Raw genomic sequence first — 19,685 nt, 5'->3', positions numbered from 1 at the left:
CGCCTTGTGGGCGTTTTTTAGCTTTGTCTCACAGTGAATGAGAAAGGCCCCGTTGAAAACGGAGCTTTTTTTTGGGGAAACGAGCGCTCTGTGTCTCACTGTGAAAAACAAAACCCCGCTTGTGGCGGGGCTTTTGTTTTGAGAGCGAAGCTGAACGCAGGTTCAATACCCGCATTGTAGCTGAGCGGTCTTGGAACCCCTGCAAAAAGCCCGCAAAGCGGGCCTTTTTGCAGGGGTTCCAAGGGGCGTTGCCCCTTGCGTCTCAATTAGTCCTTGCCGGTGAAGATGATCACGAGCACGGAAGCGATGAATGCTGCGGAAACGGCCAGGAATTCCCACGGATTGTCCATGATGGAGCTCTTTGCTGCGCCCTGGGATTCGTTTTCGACGTTCACCGTTACATTTACATCTGCTTCAGCCTTGGCCTTTGCTTCAGCTTCGGCAGCCTTCTTTTCTTCTTCAGCCTTAGCGAGAGCGGCGGTGTCTACCGGTGCTTCTTCAGCCTTTGCTTCGAGAACTTCAGTCTGAGCGTCAGCAGCAGGAGCGGCGGCTTCGGCGGCCGGTGCTGTTTCTTCAGCAGCAGGAGCAGCGGCTTCGGCGGCCGGTGCAGCTTCAGCAGCAGGAGCAGCGGCTTCGGCAGCCGGTGCAGCTTCAGCAGCAGGAGCAGCGGCTTCGGCAGCCGGTGCAGCTTCAGCAGCAGGAGCAGCGGCTTCAGCGGCCGGTGCAGCTTCAGCAGTAGGAGCGGCGACTTCAGCAGCCGGTGCAGGTGCGGCAGCAGGAGCTGCTGCAGGTGCGGTTGCTTCTGCGGCAAATGCCATTGCGGAGGCAATCATGGTTGCCAGGACCAAGTTCTTCATCTTCATAGTATCCCTCTTTGATTTTAAAATTTTTACCGTCAAAAAATAACTCATCTTTTGAAAATTAGAACGACTTTATCAAAAAAAAGTTACAAAATCTTCCTAATTGGGGGTATTTATGCGTTTTTTGTCGCTTTTGGAGGGGTGGCGGAATACATTTTTCCTAAAAAAAAGGCTGTTGCCCCTTTTTTTATGTAATTTTGCCCATGTAACTTTTAACCCTACGGGTAATTACGAGTTATGAATTATAAAGTATGAATTATGAGAGGAATAATCGCAGCTGCGCTGCCTGGTTAAATCTTGTAATTCGTAATTCGTAATTTGTAATTGCCGAAATCATGAGAAATGAAGGACCTGTCCGAGAATCTCTCGTCTCTCGTCTCTCGTCTCTCGTCTAACCCAGAGGCATATTTATGGCATTTAAGTACGAAGCTACCGTGCAGCACACCGGTGACACTACCGAATACGTCAATCTCGGCAAGGAAGGCGTTTCCGTCGCTGAATTCGAAGGCAAGAAGATCCTGAAGGTTTCCAAGGAAGCCCTCACCAAGATCGCTCAGGCTGCTTTCGAAGAAGTCAGTTTCCGCCTTCGCCCGGCTCACACCGCCAAGGTGGCTAAGATCCTCCAGGATCCGGAAGCTTCCGACAACGATAAGTTCGTTGCTCTCACCCTCCTGAAGAACGCATGCGTTGCCGCCAAGGGCGTGCTCCCGTTCTGCCAGGACACCGGTACCGCCATCTGCGTCGCCCACAAGGGCCAGCAGGTCTGGACTGGCTGCGATGACTTCGAAGCCATCTCCGAAGGTATCTACAATGCCTATACCACCAAGAATCTCCGCTACAGCCAGATCGCTCCTCTGACCATGTACGAAGAAAAGAATACCGCTTGCAACCTGCCTGCCCAGATCGACATCCACGCCGAAGAAGGTGCAGACATGAAGTTCCTCTTCGTCGCCAAGGGCGGTGGTTCTGCTAACAAGACTTACTATTGGCCCATGACCAAGGCTCTCCTCACCCCGAAGAACTTGGAAAAGTTCATTTCCGAAAAGGTGAAGACCCTCGGTACTGCTGCTTGCCCTCCGTACCATCTGGCTATCGTTATCGGCGGTACTTCTGCTGAAATGAATACCCACACCGTTAAGCTCGCTAGCTGCGGTTACTACGATGACCTTCCGACTACCGGTTCCGAAGGCGGCCGTATGTTCCGCGATGTGGAAATGGAAGAAAAGGTTCTCCACATCTGCCAGAAGACTGGCATCGGTGCTCAGTTCGGCGGTAAGTATCTGGTTCACGACGTCCGCGTGATCCGTTGCCCGCGCCATGCTGCTAGCTGCCCGGTTTCCATCGGCGTTAGCTGCTCTGCAGACCGTAACATCAAGGCAAAGATCGACGAAAACGGTCTGTGGCTCGAAAAGATGGAACACAATCCGGAACAGTACCTGCCGAAGGGTGAAGCTCCCATCGCAGCAGCTGTGGAAATCGATCTCGACCGCCCCATGAAGGACGTTTGCGCAGAACTCACCAAGTACCCGGTTGCAACCCGCTTGAACCTGAAGGGTACCATGATTGTGGCTCGCGACATGGCTCACGCCAAGATCGCTGAAATCCTCGACAAGCAGGAAGCTGGTCAGGAACTTTCCGACATCGAAAAGAAGGTTCTGGAAGTTGTTTCCAACCACCCGATTTACTACGCCGGTCCGGCTAAGACTCCGGAAGGCATGCCCACTGGTTCCTTCGGTCCTACTACTGCAGGCCGTATGGACCCGTACGTCATGCGCTTCCAGAGCAAGGGCCACTCCATGATCATGGTGGCTAAGGGCAACCGTTCTCAGGATGTTACCGACGCTTGCCAGAAGTTCGGTGGCTTCTACCTGGGCTCCATCGGTGGTCCGGCTGCAATCCTTGCTGAACAGAACATCCTGTCCAACGACATCGTGGCCTTCCCGGAACTGGGCATGGAAGCAATCCGCAAGATCACCATTAAGGACTTCCCCGCCTTCATCCTCGTTGATGACAAGGGCAACGACTTCTTCAAGGGTCTGCTGTAATCCTTAGCTGTCATCCCGGCCTCCGAGCCGGGATCTCCTTTAAAACACACCCCGTTGGTTTGCACCAGCGGGGTGTTTTTGTTTTGCGAGCCGAAAGCTCGACATTCTGCTAAATGGCGTTTTTTAGAATGATTCCGCCGTTCAAATAGCGATGGATGATGGAGTTTATCAGTGTTTGGTAGGGGATACCTGCCTCGGCTGCCTTTTTCTTCATTCCGTCGATATCTTCCTGCTGCATGTGGATAGTGACGTTACGTGCAACGGGACCGCCAATAACCTTAGGAATTTTTCTTAGTTCTTCCTTCATTTCTTTTTTTGAAAGAGATCTTGTTTGTCCTTTTTCAATGGCCTCCATAAGCCACTTTTCTTCTTCGTCCAACGGCTCGAATGCTTTTGGATCGATTTTGTATTTAGCCATTGTTTCCTCCAAATTTTTTGTGATAAGTTCTAGATGGAAAAACTGTTTTCAAAAACAATGTTCCATCTTTTGTATAGGTGAAGGGAACGCAGAACGTGTAATCTTTATAGTTGAGTATGTACATTCTTTGACCCGGGTGATCGCTTTGGTTTGGGACATCATCGATAGTAATGATGTTGTTTGATTTGATAATCTTTGCAATATCATTCATATCAATATTTCTATCTGTTAAAAGTTTTTCCGCTTTTTCAGAATTCCATTCAATTTTTGGCTCTATATGCATAATATACATATTCCTGAAATTAAAGTCAATAGGATAACAATACCATTGGCATTGTTGATGGAAATTCAGCAGACCGTCGTCTGCGAACCGAAATGCTGTAGATGGGGATGATTCTGTAAAACTACTGGCGAGGGCCTACCTCGGCGTTACTTGGATGCTTGCGCATGGCGCGGTTTACATCACTCGATCAGGTCGTGTTCCTGACAGCTATCCAGTCGTTTGGCAAAAAAGGTGAATGTTCCCAGCCGTGTAACCTGCAACCTCCGTCGCCGGGATTGTCTTAATGCATGATAAATATACAAATTAACCCCGTCGGTTCGCATCTGCACCGGCGGGGTGTTTTTTATTACCAAAATTTTGAGGATTATTATTGTTGTTCTGCCTTGAATTGAACGCTGTTAGCTGTTTTGAGCATTGTTTCTTTGAGTTGTTCTGCTCCGATTTCTGAGCTTACTAGGTAGAAAAACGCTACGTTGCCCATCCTTGAAAAACGGACTGCACCGCAGACATCTTCAATGTCCTTGCTTGTGTCGTACATTGGGGAGCGGGAGAAACATTTGTATCCCATTTTCTTTTCTGCATCATAAACAAGGCGGACAGATTTGTCTGTGCTGTCAATGTTGAAAAAATTGGAAATAATGCGGTCAATTTTTTGTTTCTCGCTTAACCCTTGCGGAATGCCGTTAGGATCTCTTTCGTAGATTTTTTCATAGGTAGTGAACTGAAAAATCATCCTGATTTCATCGTTGTAGAATGTGATGCTTGATAAATCTTTATTCTTGTTGTAGAAAACATTTTGATATCTGTTGTTTCTATTTGTGCTGTGAAACGGCAAGTCCACTTCGACTTCTTCTGGATTGTCTGTGACCAGGTAATAGTAGGCTGTCGAGACTCTTGTGAAAACGTGTAGTCCACCAAAGTGGATGTTTGTCATTGGGTTTACGCCTAGCAAAATGGCGCAACCGGAAAGTGCGAGCGACGCCACGCAGATTGCGCAAAGTGTGAAAAGTTTTTTCATTTGTTCCTCCTAAATACTCCTAAAAAATGGATGACCTTGCAAACACATCGCAGCTATGGGTTGTTGCGAATAGGTTGTCTTTGAATATAAAAAAACGAAACGGACGTCAACGTGGCGAGACTTAGCTTCGTTATTGATTGAGAATGAAACTTTTTAAACTAGGTTATTCGCCGCGAATTAAATCACTTTGTCTGTAACTACCCGCCATTCGCCGGGCTGCAAATCGCCAAGCGGAATGTTTCCGATTTTCACGCGGACGAGGCGTAGTGTTGGAAATCCTACCGCGGCTGTCATGTGGCGAACTTGACGGTTCTTGCCTTCGATAAGGGTCAGCTCTACCCAACTGGTGGGAATGTTTGCGCGGAAACGGACAGGCGGATTGCGGTCCCAGATCCAGTCTGGAGCCGGGACGATGCGGGCCTTGCAGGGTTTTGTGTGATATCCCTTGATGTCCACGCCTTTGCAAAGCTTTCGAACAGCTTCTTCGGTAATTTGTCCGTCAACCTGTGCCAGGTATGTTCGCGGGTGCTCGAACTTTGGGTCCAGCAGTTTCTTGATGAGCTTGCCGTTGTCCGTAAGCAGCAAGGCGCCTTCGCTGTCGTGGTCCAAACGGCCCGCAGCGTAAATGTCCGGCGGAAAACCGAAAGTATCCAGAGCGGGGTGCCCCGCTTCCGGAGTGAACTGGCTTAGAACGCCAAAGGGCTTGTTGAACAAAATAACGGTGGACATTTTTAGCCGACGAATTCCTTGATCCAGTCAACGCCCGGGGCTGCGTGGAATGTCTGGAAGCCAAGCTTTGCTGCGGATTCCAAATTTTCCAAAGTGTCGTCCAGGAACATGGTTTCTTCGGGGACGATGCCGGTGTCGGCAATGACCTTCTTGAAAATTTCCGGGTTCGGTTTTTCCATGCCCATACGCTGGCTCAGGAAAAGTTTGTCGAAGTATTCTTCGCAATTGTGACCGCCGCGGTTGAACCACTTTTCGCAGCAGTAATCCCAGTGCAAGTCGTTGATGTTGCTAAGGAGATAAACCTTGTGATTCTTGCGAAGTTCCTGAATGGCGTCAAGCCTGTGTTGCGGCAAATCTACGCAAACGGTGAGCCAGGTTTCGGCCACCTGTTCCTTGGTGGTTCCCGGTTTGCACTTGGAGGCGATAATCGAGCAGAATTCATCGGTGCTGATAAAGCCGCACTGGTATTGGGAAAACAGTTGAAGGACGGGGGAGTTGGCGGCGAGGGTTCCTGTGCCAATGCCCATGGCTTCTGCACCAACGCCCAGGGCTGCGAAACCTCTAAAAACTTTAGGCATGTCGATGTCCAGAATGACGCCGCCAAAATCAAAGATGAAATTCTTGATCATATAAACTCCTTTCCTTCTGTTATTGGAAATCTACAAAAAATCCCCGCCCCACGGGAGTGAAGCGAGGAGGTTTGTATAACGCAAGGAGGATTGCGTTTGTTGGTTGGAGGAGAACTACTTGATGTTTACGCGCTGAGTCTGCTTGCCCACACGGACGATGTAATTGCCGCTATGGGGGAGTGTGACGTCAAAGTTATTGGTCTGGATGAAGCGACCGAACATCAGACGACCCTGCATGTCCATGATGGTGAGGGTTTTGCCTGCGGCGCCGTAGACGGTGAGGGAGCGGCCTGCGGAGGCGACGCTGAATTTGGGTGCGGCGGTTTGCTGGATGGCTTGAGTTTCGTTGCCGTTTTGTTCACCAGAGTCGCTGGATTCAATGGTTGCGATTTCATTTGTGGAACTGGAGGAGGCCGGGGCCACGGAACTGCTTGAAGCTGTCTGTGTTGTGGAACTGCTAGAAGCTACGGGGGCGCTGCCGCCTGTAACGGTGATGGTGCCGCTCTTGCTTGCGTTGGTGGTGGCGCCTGTGGTGGTAACGGTGTACTTGTAATCGCCAGATGCTGCGTTTGCAGGAACTGTTCCGGAAATGTAGAAGTCAGAACCCTTCAATGCGCCGGAGACACCTTCGGGGAGTCCGGTAACGGTTGCGCCGGTTGCACCTTCGATGGTGTAGTAGAATTCTTCAATAGCAGAGCCTGCGGCAACAGATTGGGTTGATTTGCCTGTGCCGTGCTTGGTGAGGGTGGCGGTGCCAGCAACGACTGCAGCGGAGCTGGACGACTTAACGCTGGAGCTGGATGTCGGTGCGACGGAGCTGCTGGACTTTGCAGAACTTGAACTCTTCACGGAACTGGAACTTACAGGGGTCACTTCGCTGGAACCGGGGGCGGGAAGCGTGGGGCCTGCGTAGGCCTGAATGGAATCGCGAAGGGCGTAAGCCTTTGCCTGGGTGCTGACGTCGGTAATGCTCATCTTGTATGCCGGAGTAAATGCGGTGCCCTGGCCTGTGGTATTGCCGGAAGTCTTTTCGTAGTAGTTTCCGATCATGGAAACCTTGGCGTCTTCCTTGGACTTGTTGTTGTAATCCAGGGGATTCTTGACGCCGATGAACACGTTGTTTTCTACGCGGATGTTTGCCTTCATGCCTGCGCGGACGCAGTAGCTGGCGGTGCTGCTGGTGTAGAGGTTGTTTACCACATGGACCTGGCCGAAACGGACGCGGGGCATGCGTTCCTTCACACCGTCGCCCCACCAGTTATGATGGGCGGTAATCTTCAGGGCGTTTGCGTCTGCTGTCTTGGAATCGCTATTGCCGAAGAGGTTGGAGAACTGATGGTTGGTGGATTTGGAGGTGTAGGTGAACTTGCTCCAGGAAACGGTGATGTAATCGGACTGGTTCACGATATCCATATTACCGTCGTGGCCGTCGTAGACATGGACATGGTCAATCCACACGTTCTTGGATTCATGGTTGATTTGGAGGCAGTCTTCGTCGTCTTCGTCCACAGCCCCCACGCCCTTCACGGAAATGTTGCGGATGATAACGTTCTTGGAACCGGAAATCTTGATGCCGCTGCCCTTGGAAGGCTGGGTAATGACTACGCCCGGATAGCCGTAGAGTGTTACGTTGCTACCCACTTCCACGGTGCCTGCGTAAGTACCCGGCTTGATATAGATGGTCTTGTTGCCGGCCTTTGCGTAGGATTTTAAGTCATTCACGTTGTCTACGGTGACGGTGCCGTAGTTTGCGCCGCCGGTGGTGCCTCCGTTTTGGGTTGCCCAACCGCTCAACGGAAGAGCGGGGCCGTAGGCCATGGCGGAAGTTGCGATGCCGAATGCGACGGCTGCGATAAGTTTGAAGTTCATACCCACATCCCTTTGGTTAAAACCTTTATACACTCGAATTTTGAAATGCCTTTGAATTTTAATGTTCTCAAAATTCTTCTCATAATTTAAATCGGGAATTTGGGTAGGTCAATAGGTTAAATGTAAATTTTTATGAAAATATTGTATAAAAAGATGTTTTTGGTGTCTAGTTGTGAATGGGTTTGTTCTCAAAATTTGATTAAATGTTCTCAAATTGGGTTGAAATTCCGGAAAAAAGAAAACCTCCGCTATTGGCGGAGGCTTGCTGAAAGTTCCGGGATGTTTCCCTATTCCTATAAGGCCTGGTAAATATTGAAGATGGCGAGGATCTTGCCGATAATTGCCGGAATGCCGGGGCAAAGGAAGCAGAGGATCACGCGGGTCACGCGGTTCTTCCACCAGCGCTTTACCTGCCAGATGTCGTCGGGGAGAGTTTCCATTTCGGAAACGCGGGGCGGACGCATGTAAACCTGCGTCAGGGCGGTAAAGAACCCGACGCCGATCAGCGGGGTAAGACCTGTGAAGGGGGCGGTAACCAGCGCCACAAGAATTGTCAGCGGGTGGCCGCCGGCGATAACGGTGCCCAGCATGGCTCCGCCGCCAGTAAGCATTGCCCACTGCAGGGAAAGCTGGCCGGCCTTTTCGGCGCCGGCATGGACGCCGACTGCGATAATGCTTGCAATAATAGCGATGGGGATTGCCCAGCCGATGATCTTCCAGATGGGAGCGCTCTTGGGGATGACGCTGATGGACTCCTCGGACGGCAGTTCCTTGTTTTCTTCGATGATGCCTGCGATGCCTCGCATGTGGCCGGCGCCGACGACAGCGATAATCTTCTTGCCCGGGGCGTTCTTGATCTTGCTGGCCAGGAACTGGTCGCGTTCGTCAATCAGAACCTGCTTGACTTCGGGGTAGGTCTTGCCGAATTCCTGCATCATGCCGTTGAGGGCGTCCTGTTCCTTGATCTTGGCCAGTTCCTCTTCGCTGACTTCGGTCTTGTCGAAAATGCTTGCGAAAAGCCCGCCCAGAAGGCTGAACTTGCGGTACCAGGGGGTGCATGCCCAGGTGCGCTTCAGTGTGATTTTGATGTCGCGGTCGGCAAGAACCAGTTCGTGCCCGGCGGCTTCGGCTACGTCCACGGCTTCCTTCAGTTCGGAACCGGGCTTTACGCCGGTCTGTGCGCCCATGCGCTTCTGGTAGGAGCCCAGCACAAGATTTGCGATCAGGGTGCCCAGCTGCTTGTTCTTGATGACCTGTCTTAAATCGGTCTTTTTCCAGCGGTCCGGGTCCTTGATGGAGCCCAGGCGGCCTTCGTCCAGTTCAACGCAGACGGTGTCCGGGGACTCGGCCTCGATAGTTTCGCGCACCAGGTCCTTGGATGCCTGTGAAATATGGGCGGTACCGATAAGGATGATTTCTCGGTCGTCGTTCTTGATGCGGTAGATGTCTGCATTTTCTGTCATAGCTTCGCCAATTTAGTAAAAGAAGTGCTTCCAGATGAAAAATTTTTGGGGAAAAGCATGTTTAAATAGTGTTTGTAAGTTGGCTTTTGACAGCGTGTTACGTAAAAATTTTGTTTAAAATTGTTGATTTTTACGAAAATTGTTTATATTTAGGCGGGATTTAAATTTTTTTCGGAGGTCTGATCCTATGAAAAAACTGATGGTGTGCTTGTCCTTTGTGGCTTTGGTTCTTTCCGCTTGTGGCGGTACAAAGGGCGATGATCCGGAAGCATTGGATAATGCTCTTACTGGCTTTACTTCCTGCGTCCAGAGTGCTCGTTGGCAGGAAGCTCTTGAATATGTTACCCCGGATGAAGCTGACGAAATCGCTACTTCCGATGGCCGTGAATTCAAGGAAGAATATAAACTGGCTGTTCGCCGTCTGCCCCTTTCCACCCTCCGTAGGGCCGGTCTCGAAGTGGACCGCAAGGGTCGCTTGATCGGTATCAAGGACGCCATGGACGATGCCAACGAACGTACCAAGATGTCTGCAGACCAGGCTAAGGTCGGTACCAACCTGAAGCAGATGGAAGACGAACGTATCAAGCGCCGCCTCGAAGAAGGTCAGAAGATCATGAAGGAAGAAGAAGAAGCTGCTAACCAGGAGCAGGAAGAAATCGTCTTCTCCAACAAGCTGACCGAAGAAGAAAAGCGTAAGTACGGTAGCACCGGTGAACTCCGCGCCGCAGAAACCTATCAGGATGAAAATACTGAACAGGCTGACGACGAATTCTACGGTGGCGATTACGAAAATCCGTAATGAAGGCTTCTGCTAAAAATTTCGTTTTGAAGACGGCGCTTTTCCTAGCGCCGTTTTTTGCGTTGTGGCTTTCGGGCTGTACAGTGGATCCGGCCGCAGACGGCAACTACTTTAGCCGCACCTTCCGCTACTACTATGCCGAAGAATGCCGTTATGATGCTATCGGTCCCTACGACTGCTCCCTGGAAAAGGTCTTGAGTCCCTCGTACAAAGTAACGCTACGGATTGATTCCGACGGGTTCGCCTCCTTGAACCTGGACGGGGAGTCTTACTACTATACGGAGTCCAGTTACGATGAAGGCTTTGACGACGGGTCCTATTTTATGTTCGAAAAGGGCGATTTGGACGTAAAAATCTATAAGGACGGGTCGGAAATGTCCGTTTGGGACTCCTGGAACAACCGGGTGACCTTTTATTATTACGAATAATTTCTATTTTTCGCCCCACTTATGAGTAATTCTGAAAACTTTGTGATCGCCCTGGATGGCGGTAGCGGCACTGGTAAGAGCACCACGGCAAAGATTATTGCCAAGAAGTTGGGCATTACCTACTTGGACACAGGCTCCATGTACCGTGCAGTGACCTTTGCAGCCCTGGAAAAGGGTATTCCCGCAGAGGAAGGCCCTGCCATGGACGAATTGCTCAAGAACCTCAAGCTTAGCTTCGATTCTGAAAACCACGTCCTCATCGACGGAGTTTCCTACGAAGACCACATCCGCGGTATGCGCGTTTCTTCCAACGTGAGCATCTACTGCGCCCTGCCGTCCGTCCGCAAGGCCATGACCGACAAGCAGCGCGAGATCGGTGCTGTTTCCAGCTGCATTCTGGATGGCCGTGACATCGGTACCGTGGTTTTCCCCAATGCTAAGTACAAGTTTTTCCTCGTCACCGACGTGAAGGTTCGCGCCGAACGTCGCCTCAAGGAACTCCTTGAAAAGGGCGAAAAGGTGACCTATGAACAAGTTCTCGAAAACCTGACCGAACGTGACCGTCTGGATTCTTCGAGAGCTACGGCCCCCCTCAAGAAGGCCGATGATGCTATTGAAATTGACACTACACAAACCTCAATTGAACAACAGGTTCAAAAAATTCTCGACTACGTAGGTGTAGTGGCGTAGCCTGAATTTTTTAAACCGCAACCAAAAACAAACTAATATGGCAAATACACTTAAGTTCGGTAACCAGGCAGACCTCGACGAAATCCTCGCTGCAGAAGCAGAATGCGGCGCAGACTTCCGCAAGGCTAACGCTGACGTTTATGCTGGCATGGACTGCCTCGCTCAGGGCAATCTCGTCACCGGTAAGATCTCCCAGGTCAACGACCAGGAAGTCCTCATCGACGTCAACTACAAGTCCGAAGGCGTGATCGATCGCGCTGAATTCAAGGACACTGACTCCCTCGAACTCGGTTCCGAAATCGAAGTTTTTGTTGAAAAGCTTGAAGATGAAGACGGTCGTCTCATCCTCTCCAAGCAGAAGGCTGACTTCGTTCGCGTATGGGATCGCATCCATGCTGCATTCGAAAACAACGAAGTCGTTCGTGGTACCCTCACCAAGCGCATCAAGGGCGGCGTAGTTGTCGACCTCTTCGGTATCGATGCCTTCTTGCCGGGTTCCCAGATTGATCTCCGTCAGATTCCGGATATCAACGCCCTCATCGGTCAGGAATATGACCTCAAGGTTATCAAGGTTAACAAGGCTCGTCGTAACATCGTCGTTTCTCGCCGTGTTGTTCTCGAAGAAGAACGCAACAAGCAGCGTGGCGACGTTCTCGAAACCCTCGAAAAGAACCAGGTTCGCAAGGGTATCGTCAAGAACATCACCGACTTCGGTGCATTCATTGACCTCGGCGGCGTAGATGGCCTCCTCCACATCACCGACATGAGCTACAAGCGCATCAACCACCCGACCGAAATGGTCCAGCTTGGTCAGGAAGTCGAAGTTATGGTTCTCGACTTCAACGACAAGAAGGAACGCATCTCTCTCGGCATGAAGCAGCTTAAGCCGCATCCGTGGAAGGACATCGCTGAACGTTATCCGGAAGGCGCTGTCGTTAAGGGTAAGGTTGTTTCCATCACTGATTACGGTGCATTCATCGAACTCGACAGTGGTGTTGAAGGCCTCATCCACGTTTCTGAAATGTCCTGGACCCAGCACGTCAAGCACCCGTCCAAGATCCTCACCGTTGGTCAGGAAGTTGAAGCTGTCGTTCTCAAGGTCGAAGAAGAAGCTGAACGCATCTCTCTCGGCATGAAGCAGCTGGAATCCGATCCGTGGGATTCTATCGACACCGAACTTCCCCCGGGCGCACGCGTTGTTGGTGAAATCCGCAACATCGCTTCCTTCGGCGCATTCGTCGAAATCAAGGAAGGTGTTGATGGCCTCATCCACGTTTCCGACATGTCCTGGACCAAGAAGATCACCCATCCGAACGAAATGGTCAAGAAGGGTGACAAGGTTGAATGCGTCGTTCTCGCTGTCGATAAGGAAAAGCGTCGCATTTCCCTCTCCATGAAGCACCTCGCCGAAGACCCGTGGGATTCCATCGATTCCACCTACCCGGTTGATGCTGAAGTGAAGGGCAAGATTGTCCGTATGCTCGATCGCGGTGTTGTCGTTGAACTCAACGAAGGCATCGAAGGTTTCATCCCGGTTTCCAAGCTCACCGCTGAATACATCAAGGTTCCTGCCGATGCATTCAAGGTTGGCGACGAAGTTCCGGCTGTTGTTACCGAAATCGATCAGAACAACCGTAAGATCTACCTCTCCGTGGTTGACTACTTCAAGAACCGTGAATCCGCTGAGCTCAAGGCTTGGATGGACTCTCACAAGCCGGGCGAAAACGGCACCACTATCGGTGACGTAGCTCCGAAGGCTAAGAAGGCTTCCAAGAAGAAGGAAGAAGAAGCTTAATTAAAAGGTTCGAGGCTCGAGGCCCCAGGTCCGAGCGAAGAACTTCAAGCTTAAAAGGAATCCCGTGGTTAACGCCGCGGGATTTCTTTTTTATTTCCGCTTTTGCTAACTTTGATTTTATGGTTCATTCCGCAAAGTCATCCCGCATATTTGAATTTGATATTATCCGCGTGCTCGCCATGTTCTGGGTGGTGACATATCATTTCGGATGCGAGTATGCCTGTGGCCCGTTTGCTCCGTTGGTGAATTTCTTTTGTGTAACGCCCAACTTTGATTTTGGAAATGTGGCAGTGACCATGTTCCTGGTGCTTTCCGGTGCGTTGCTTTTTCGAAAGTACGGAAATGGCAATGTGGGCAGTTTACCCGCCTTTTACTTAAAGCGAGCAAAGACGATTTATCCTGCGTTCTGGATTTTGAACTTGTATGTGGTGCTTGCCATGGTTCGTCACTGGATCAGCGATGGCAACCCCTTCTTTGCCGGAAATCCGTTGAAACTGCTACTTACGGTAACAGGCTTTGATGGATTCTTGAATTTATTTGGTTTTGAAAGTTACTACTTCTGCGGGGAATGGTTTGTGGGAGCAATTGTGCTGCTCTATCTCCTGTTTCCCTTTTTGGCTTGGGCGTATCAAAAGAACAGAGTAGTCTTGTTGGTTGTTCTCGGAATCTGTTACGCTCTGCAGTTTGTGTGGCCGGACAGTTGGCGTTGGATTATCAGTGCGTTCCCTGCGACCTTGATGTTGAAGTTTGTGCTGGGCTTTTTGCTGATGGACCTTTTGCCGAAACTTCGTAATCGTGCGGTGGGCTGGACTTCCCTGGTGGTGTTCCTTGCGCTGTGCCTGCTGAATACTCCCGGTGGGTTTTATAAGAATGACTTGGCTGGAACTGTGGCGGGAGTCGCCGTGTTCCTGGCTGTGCTGAATTTTGGTGGCAAGCTGAACCCCGCGTCTGTGGTGGGCAAGGCGGTGGCAAAACTGGCTCCTTACACCTATTGCGTTTTCCTGTTGCAACATGTTTGCATTAACTGGCTCCAGATTGCTTTTGTGAAGGTAATGGGGCGCCCTGCTGTGGAATTTAGTTCTCCGGTGTGTCTGGGTTTTCTTGCGGTAACTTTGGTTGTAATCCTGGTGGCGGCCTACTTATTGAAGTTGGTTTCTGACAAGGCTGTAAAATTTGCAGAAAGCAAATTTCTATCTTAAGGCTGTATGAATCTTTCTGGCAAGCACATTCTTCTTGGCGTATCTGGCGGAATTGCCGCCTACAAGTCCTGCGAACTTTTGCGACTGTTGCAAAAGAAGGGTGCCGAGGTGCGCGTTTGCATGACAGAAGCTGCGACCCAGTTTGTGGCGCCTCTGACTTTTGCAAGCCTTAGCAAGTGTCCGGTGTATTTGAAGAATGGCGCTGCCGAGGCGCGTCCTTTCCAGCATATCGATTTTCCCCGCTGGGCGGACTTGTACCTGGTGGTTCCTGCTACAGCCAATGTGATTGGCAAGTTTGCCTTCGGCATTGCCGACGATCCAGTAAGCCTTTGCTTCATGAGCTGCGACTGCGAACGCTTTATTGCTCCGGCGATGAACGTGGCCATGTACAATTCTCCTGCGGTAAAGCGCAATCTTGAAATGCTCCGCGGTTTTGAAAAGACTCATGTGCTGGAATCTCCCGCAGGTTTCTTGGCTTGTGGCGAAGTGGGGCAGGGAAGACTCTTGGAACCTGCGCAGATTGTGGAATGCCTTGAAAGGTGCGAGGTGCGAGGCTCGAGGCTCGAGGCTCGAGATGAAATTAACAATGAACAATTAACAATGAACAATTGTTCTAAGGTTTCTAACGCTCAGAAGTTCCTTGAAGAGTCCGCCAAACTAGACTTGGCTGGAGCCTGGAACCTGGAGCCTGGAACCTGTTCTCGTAGGGTGCTTATCACCGCAGGCCGTACCGAAGAAGCTATTGACCCGGTCCGTTATATTTCCAATTGCAGTAGCGGAAAGACTGCCGTTGCTTTGTCCGCGGTTTTCCTTGCCAATGGTTACGACGTGGAAGTGGTGGCAGGCCCTATGGAAGCCCAGTTCCCGGGTGGCGTGCGCGTAACTCGTGTTCGTAGCGCTTGCCAGATGCATGATGCTGTTTTGGAACGTCAGCCCGACGTGGATGTTCTTGTGCATTGCGCTGCCGTTGCTGATTACCGTCCGGCAAATCCTGCTGATTCCAAGATCAAGGATAGCCGTAGTCAGCTGACTATTGAACTGGTTCCCAACCCCAATATTCTGCGTGATTGTTCCGCAGCCCGTCGCGAAGGTCGTGTGACCCGCAAGCAGGTGATTGTGGGTTTCGCTCTTGAAACGGACCACTTCAAGGAACACGCTGCTGAAAAGTTTGAAAAGTCCGGCGCCGATGCTTTGCTGTTGAATGCCCCGGTGGCTGCAGACAGTGGCTTCGGCCATGACAATGTTCGCTATGCCTTGATTGAACACGGCAAGCCTATTCCCGAATTGAATATGGGTAGCAAGGTTTCCCTTGCGGAATCCATCGTGAATTTTTGTTCTGCGCAGTTTTCGCAGGATGCCAACTTGCAGTCCGCTAAGTAGAGGTTTTGATGTCTGAAGAATTTGATTTTAGCGAACTTCAAAATTATCTCCAGGGCCAGATGGACTTGGGTGAATTTGAACTCTACTTGGATGAACCTTGGACTTTGACTCGTAAGCCGGCCGTGCCCGGACGTCCTGCTATTCCTGGTCGTAACCCGCCGCCTATTCCGCCGGCACCTTCTGCGATTCGCCCCGCAGTCGCGATGTCCAATCCTGCACCGCGCTCCGCAACAATGGGTCAGCCTTTTGCTGCTTCCGCTCCGGTGCAGCCGACGACGAATCCGGCCACAGGCGCCCAGAATATGTTTGGCGCACCGGCTGGCGGACTTTCTGCTCCTGCGCCTCGCGTCGTTAAACGCACTGTTTCCGCATACGAGTCTGCGGCCTCTCTCCAGGACTTCTACAATAACATTAAGGCCGAGGCGCTCTACGCGAAGGAGCCTGATGTGGCCCGCTACATGGGTCCGGAACATCCCAAGGTGTTGTTCTTGCTTCCCGCGGTAAAGGCTGGTACCAACCCGACTGACTTTTTCGTCAGCCCGGTTGGCGAAATGCTTGTTCGTTTGTTCGCAAGCCTGAACGTTGCCCAGGAATCCATCGGTGTCGCCTACTTCTTCAAGTCTACGGAACGCCCCCTATCTCCGCTGCTGGAAACGGCCCTCAAGAAAATGCTGGCCAAGGAACTTTCCTTCATCGCTCCCGAAGTTATGGTGACCTTCGGCCAACCGCTGTTCCACCAGCTCTTCGGCAAGGCCAAGAACTTCGACGAACTTGCTGGTTCCGACATGGACTTCGCCGGCGTTCCCACCTGCTCCTTGATCGACCCCTACGCCATGGTGAACGACAAGCAGATGAAGTGGCTCACCTGGAAGGTCCATATTCCGCGCAGTACCTTGCTTACGATCAAGCAATAGCTCGTTGCTTTCGGCTAAATCATTTTTTGCAAAAATAACCCGAATTAGGGAATAACAGAGGTGCGTCTTTTGGGCGCACCGTTTTCTTTATGTATATTTCCAGTGGATTAGTATATGTCAGATTTTGAAGAACAACAGGGTAATTTTGAAGGTCGTCAGGTCCCCATGGACCTGGATGCGGAACGCTGCCTCCTGGGCGGCATTCTCCGTGATCCCGAAGTGATGGGCAACGCCATCATGACAATCAAGGACGAAACCTTCTTCTACTTGGAAAAGCACCAGCTGGTTTGGCGCGCCCTTACGGAATTGAACCGTAATGTGGTCCCCATTGACCTGGTGACCTTGGCTGCCGAATTGGAATCCAAGGGCAAGCTTCAGCTGGTGGGTGGCCGCGAGTACCTTTTCGAACTGATGGAATCCGTGGCGTCTTCCGCCAACGTCGAATGGCACATGGAACTTCTCCGTAAGAAGGCCGTTCTCCGCAAGCTCATCAAGATGTCCAATTCCGTCATCAAGAGCGCCATGGACCCCTCCGCCGCCCCGGACGAAGTCCTTTCTGTGGCAGAACGCGACGTCATGGCCATTGCCGATGACCAGGTCCGCGACTCCCTCAAGCCCATCGACCAGTTTGTGTCCCCCCTTCTTCAGCGTTTGAATGAACGTAAGGACGGCATCACCGGTATCCGTACCGGCATCACCGAACTGGATGAATTGACCAACGGCCTCCAGCGTTCCGACCTTATTATCTTGGCAGCCCGTCCTGGTGTGGGTAAGACCTCCTTCGCCATGACCATCGCTGCAAACGCCGCCATCAGGTACAACCAGAACGTGGCCTTCTTCAGCCTGGAAATGGATGGCATGCAGCTGGCCCAGCGTCTTCTTTGCTCCCAGGCCGCAATTGACCAGAGCAAGCTCCGTAACGGTTACCTGAGCAGCGACGAGAAGAAGAAACTAATCGCCGCCGTTAGCCCGATTAACCAGGCTCCCTTGTTCGTGGATGACAACGCCGACCTGGGCATTATGGAATTGATGAGTAAGGCTCGTCAGCTCAAGCGCAAGGGCAAGCTGGACCTTTTGATTATCGACTACCTCCAGTTGATGAAGACTGGCAAGGAAGAAAACCGCGCCGTGGCTATCGGTGCCATTTCCCGTGGCCTTAAGATCTTGGCCAAGGAAATGCAGATCCCTGTGATCGCACTGGCTCAGCTCTCCCGTAAGGTAGAAGAAAAGGGACGTGAACGTCCGCAGCTTTCCGACCTTCGTGAATCAGGTTCTATCGAACAGGATGCTGATATGGTGTGGTTCGTGGAACGTCCTTACGTGCAGACCCACCGTGACGAAGACCGCTTCAAGGCTACCTTGATCGTCGCCAAGCACCGTAACGGTTCCGTGAAGGACATTCCCATGACCTTTATTCCGGAATACACCACCTTCTACGACGCCGCACCTGAAGGTCAGGATGGCGGTGAAGGCGGTGCCTACGCTTATGATGACGGTGGTGATGGCGGTGCCGCACCTGATTTTGCTGATTTCTAAGGAGTTGTATCGATGCCTTTGATTCTACGCCCCATTGTCTGGATCGGTGACGTCATTGTCACTGGTATCTCTGCCGTGGGCGAGGTCATCTGCATTCTGCTCAATACGCTGAAGCAGCTCCGCTATATACACAAGAACCCGGACCTCATCGTAAAGCAGATGATCTCCATTGGTGTGTCTTCTCTGCCGCTTCTTTTCGTGACTTCCATCTTTACTGGCATGGTGGCCACGGTTTGTGCGGAATTCGAATTCCACAACCTGGTTGCAGACAAGTTTGTGGGAACCGCCGCCTGTAAGATGGTGCTTATCGAACTTGGACCCCTGCTTACGGCTATCGTGCTGGCAGGTCGTGTGGGTAGCGCAATCTCCGCAGAACTTGGTTCCATGAAGGAAAAGGAAGAACTGGCGGCCTATACGGTGCTGGGTCTGAATCCTTACCGCTATTTGGCCTTGCCCCGTTTCGTGGCCTTCATTACCATGATTCCTTGCCTCACCATCATTTCCAACGCCTTGGCTATTATCGGTGGTTGGATTGTCTGCGTTCTGGGCCTGGACATCACGACTTATACCTACGTGACCGGCATGCAGTACTTGTTCGACCCCATGGACCTCTGGTCTGGCGTCATCAAGTCCTTTGTCTTTGGTACCATTATTTATTTGCTGGGCTACTACCACGGCATTAATGCCAAGGCCGGTGCCCGCGGTGTGGGTATCGCTACCATGAGCGTGGTGGTTTCCTGCTGCTTGATGATTCTTATTTTGGACTTTGTGGTGGACGCACTGCTGTTCTTCTGATGTTTGAAGGTGACTTATGCCAAATGTAAAGATCGACCCAAATGATATCGCCATCCGCCTTAAGGGCCTGAAGAAATCCTTCGGTCCCCAGGACGTTCTGTGCGATGTGAATCTGGACATCCGCCGTGGCGAGACTATGGTCATTATCGGTAAGTCCGGTGGTGGCAAGTCCGTTATCCTTAAGCACATGATCGGCCTTCTCCAGCCGGATGGCGGCGAAGTGACCGTGGACGGCGTCACCATCAGTACGCCGAAGTTCTTTGACACCCATACCATCCGCCGCAAGATGGGCATGCTGTTCCAGATGGGCGCCCTGTTCGACTCCATGAACACCGGTGAAAATATCGCCTTCGCTCTCCGTGAACATCATCCGGAACTGTCCGAAAAGCAGATTCAGGACGTGGTGACTGAAAAACTCCAGATGATCAACCTGGTTCCGGAATTCCGCACCAAGATGCCTTCCGAACTTTCAGGCGGTATGCGTAAGCGTGTTGCTCTGGCCCGCGCCATCGCCCTGAACCCCGAAATTCTGCTCTACGATGAACCGACCACCGGTCTTGACCCCATTACCAGCGACGTGATCAATGACTTGATCCTGGATATGCAGAGCAAACTTGGGGTGACTTCCGTGGTGGTGACCCACGACATGGTCAGTGCCTTCAAGGTGGCCGACCGAATCGCCATGCTGTATAACGGAAGAATCATCGAAGTGGGAACAGTGGACGAAATTAAGAACACTAGTAACCCATATGTGCACCAATTTATCACTGGACAGCGCAAAATTTCCGTGGAAGACGGCCCCCAGGACTAGAAAATAGTTTTAAAAAAGTTCCGC

Annotated in this window: 19 protein-coding genes; 11 read left to right on the top strand and 8 right to left on the bottom strand. The window is 51.4% G+C overall.

All coding sequences use genetic code 11. The features are described from left to right. Positions 1 to 266: 266 nt before the first annotated feature. Positions 267 to 863: a hypothetical protein gene (locus tag MJZ25_01845; protein MCQ2122905.1), complete on the bottom strand. Its 597-nt coding sequence runs from the start codon at positions 861 to 863 to the stop codon at positions 267 to 269. A 407-nt stretch (positions 864 to 1,270) separates the two neighbouring features. Here MJZ25_01845 and MJZ25_01840 point away from each other — a divergent pair, with 407 nt between their 5' ends. Continuing rightward, positions 1,271 to 2,905 carry a fumarate hydratase gene (locus tag MJZ25_01840; GenBank protein ID MCQ2122904.1) on the top strand — a complete coding sequence of 545 codons (1,635 nt, stop codon included), beginning with the start codon at positions 1,271 to 1,273 and terminating at the stop codon, positions 2,903 to 2,905. A gap of 109 nt (positions 2,906 to 3,014) precedes the next feature. Here MJZ25_01840 and MJZ25_01835 read toward each other — a convergent pair whose 3' ends face one another. The 7 genes from MJZ25_01835 to MJZ25_01805 form a co-directional block, all read right to left on the bottom strand. Next, positions 3,015 to 3,323: a hypothetical protein gene (locus tag MJZ25_01835; GenBank protein ID MCQ2122903.1), complete on the bottom strand. Its 309-nt coding sequence runs from the start codon at positions 3,321 to 3,323 to the stop codon at positions 3,015 to 3,017. After that, positions 3,316 to 3,615 carry a hypothetical protein gene (locus MJZ25_01830; protein ID MCQ2122902.1) on the bottom strand — a complete coding sequence of 100 codons (300 nt, stop codon included), beginning with the start codon at positions 3,613 to 3,615 and terminating at the stop codon, positions 3,316 to 3,318. Before MJZ25_01830 ends, MJZ25_01835 begins: the two co-directional genes overlap by 8 nt. A 358-nt stretch (positions 3,616 to 3,973) precedes the next feature. Then, positions 3,974 to 4,624, bottom strand: coding sequence for a hypothetical protein (locus tag MJZ25_01825; GenBank protein MCQ2122901.1), 651 nt, complete (start codon positions 4,622 to 4,624; stop codon positions 3,974 to 3,976). A 177-nt stretch (positions 4,625 to 4,801) separates the two neighbouring features. Beyond that, positions 4,802 to 5,353 (bottom strand): pseudouridine synthase, encoded by a 552-nt coding sequence (locus tag MJZ25_01820; GenBank protein MCQ2122900.1) that lies wholly within the window; start codon positions 5,351 to 5,353, stop codon positions 4,802 to 4,804. Between the two features lie 2 nt (positions 5,354 to 5,355). Beyond that, positions 5,356 to 5,982, bottom strand: coding sequence for an HAD family phosphatase (locus MJZ25_01815; GenBank protein MCQ2122899.1), 627 nt, complete (start codon positions 5,980 to 5,982; stop codon positions 5,356 to 5,358). 114 nt (positions 5,983 to 6,096) lie between these two features. After that, the gene (locus MJZ25_01810; GenBank protein ID MCQ2122898.1) at positions 6,097 to 7,851 is read right to left on the bottom strand and encodes a pectate lyase; all 1,755 of its coding nucleotides are present in this window, start codon (positions 7,849 to 7,851) and stop codon (positions 6,097 to 6,099) included. 293 nt (positions 7,852 to 8,144) lie between these two features. Beyond that, a complete protein-coding gene (locus tag MJZ25_01805; GenBank protein ID MCQ2122897.1) occupies positions 8,145 to 9,314 on the bottom strand; it encodes a TraB/GumN family protein in 1,170 nt (389 codons plus the stop codon). Positions 9,315 to 9,501: 187 nt separating this feature from the next. Here MJZ25_01805 and MJZ25_01800 point away from each other — a divergent pair, with 187 nt between their 5' ends. The 10 genes from MJZ25_01800 (at position 9,502) to MJZ25_01755 (ending at position 19,661) form a co-directional block, all read left to right on the top strand. After that, complete coding sequence (locus MJZ25_01800; protein MCQ2122896.1) at positions 9,502 to 10,113, top strand: hypothetical protein; 612 nt, start codon at positions 9,502 to 9,504, stop codon at positions 10,111 to 10,113. Between the two features lie 83 nt (positions 10,114 to 10,196). Further along, positions 10,197 to 10,541, top strand: a complete 345-nt coding sequence (locus MJZ25_01795; protein MCQ2122895.1) for a hypothetical protein — start codon at positions 10,197 to 10,199, stop codon at positions 10,539 to 10,541. Positions 10,542 to 10,562: 21 nt separating this feature from the next. Next, positions 10,563 to 11,231 (top strand): (d)CMP kinase, encoded by a 669-nt coding sequence (cmk, locus tag MJZ25_01790; protein ID MCQ2122894.1) that lies wholly within the window; start codon positions 10,563 to 10,565, stop codon positions 11,229 to 11,231. A gap of 37 nt (positions 11,232 to 11,268) precedes the next feature. Beyond that, positions 11,269 to 13,026 (top strand): 30S ribosomal protein S1, encoded by a 1,758-nt coding sequence (gene rpsA, locus MJZ25_01785; protein MCQ2122893.1) that lies wholly within the window; start codon positions 11,269 to 11,271, stop codon positions 13,024 to 13,026. Positions 13,027 to 13,145: 119 nt separating this feature from the next. After that, positions 13,146 to 14,225 carry an acyltransferase gene (locus MJZ25_01780; protein ID MCQ2122892.1) on the top strand — a complete coding sequence of 360 codons (1,080 nt, stop codon included), beginning with the start codon at positions 13,146 to 13,148 and terminating at the stop codon, positions 14,223 to 14,225. A gap of 6 nt (positions 14,226 to 14,231) precedes the next feature. After that, positions 14,232 to 15,605 (top strand): bifunctional phosphopantothenoylcysteine decarboxylase/phosphopantothenate synthase, encoded by a 1,374-nt coding sequence (locus tag MJZ25_01775; protein MCQ2122891.1) that lies wholly within the window; start codon positions 14,232 to 14,234, stop codon positions 15,603 to 15,605. A gap of 8 nt (positions 15,606 to 15,613) precedes the next feature. Continuing rightward, complete coding sequence (locus tag MJZ25_01770; protein ID MCQ2122890.1) at positions 15,614 to 16,519, top strand: hypothetical protein; 906 nt, start codon at positions 15,614 to 15,616, stop codon at positions 16,517 to 16,519. Between the two features lie 114 nt (positions 16,520 to 16,633). Continuing rightward, positions 16,634 to 18,055 (top strand): replicative DNA helicase, encoded by a 1,422-nt coding sequence (gene dnaB, locus MJZ25_01765; protein ID MCQ2122889.1) that lies wholly within the window; start codon positions 16,634 to 16,636, stop codon positions 18,053 to 18,055. A gap of 12 nt (positions 18,056 to 18,067) precedes the next feature. Next, positions 18,068 to 18,850, top strand: a complete 783-nt coding sequence (locus tag MJZ25_01760) for an ABC transporter permease (GenBank protein MCQ2122888.1) — start codon at positions 18,068 to 18,070, stop codon at positions 18,848 to 18,850. 16 nt (positions 18,851 to 18,866) lie between these two features. After that, entirely contained in the window at positions 18,867 to 19,661 is a 795-nt protein-coding gene (locus MJZ25_01755; protein MCQ2122887.1) for an ABC transporter ATP-binding protein, read from the top strand. Positions 19,662 to 19,685 lie beyond the last annotated feature (24 nt).

It is taken from the genome of Fibrobacter sp., from assembly GCA_024399065.1.
Lineage (GTDB): Bacteria > Fibrobacterota > Fibrobacteria > Fibrobacterales > Fibrobacteraceae > Fibrobacter.
Note: the sequence above shows the minus strand (reverse complement) of the source record. Positions and strands in the feature narration are given on the sequence as shown.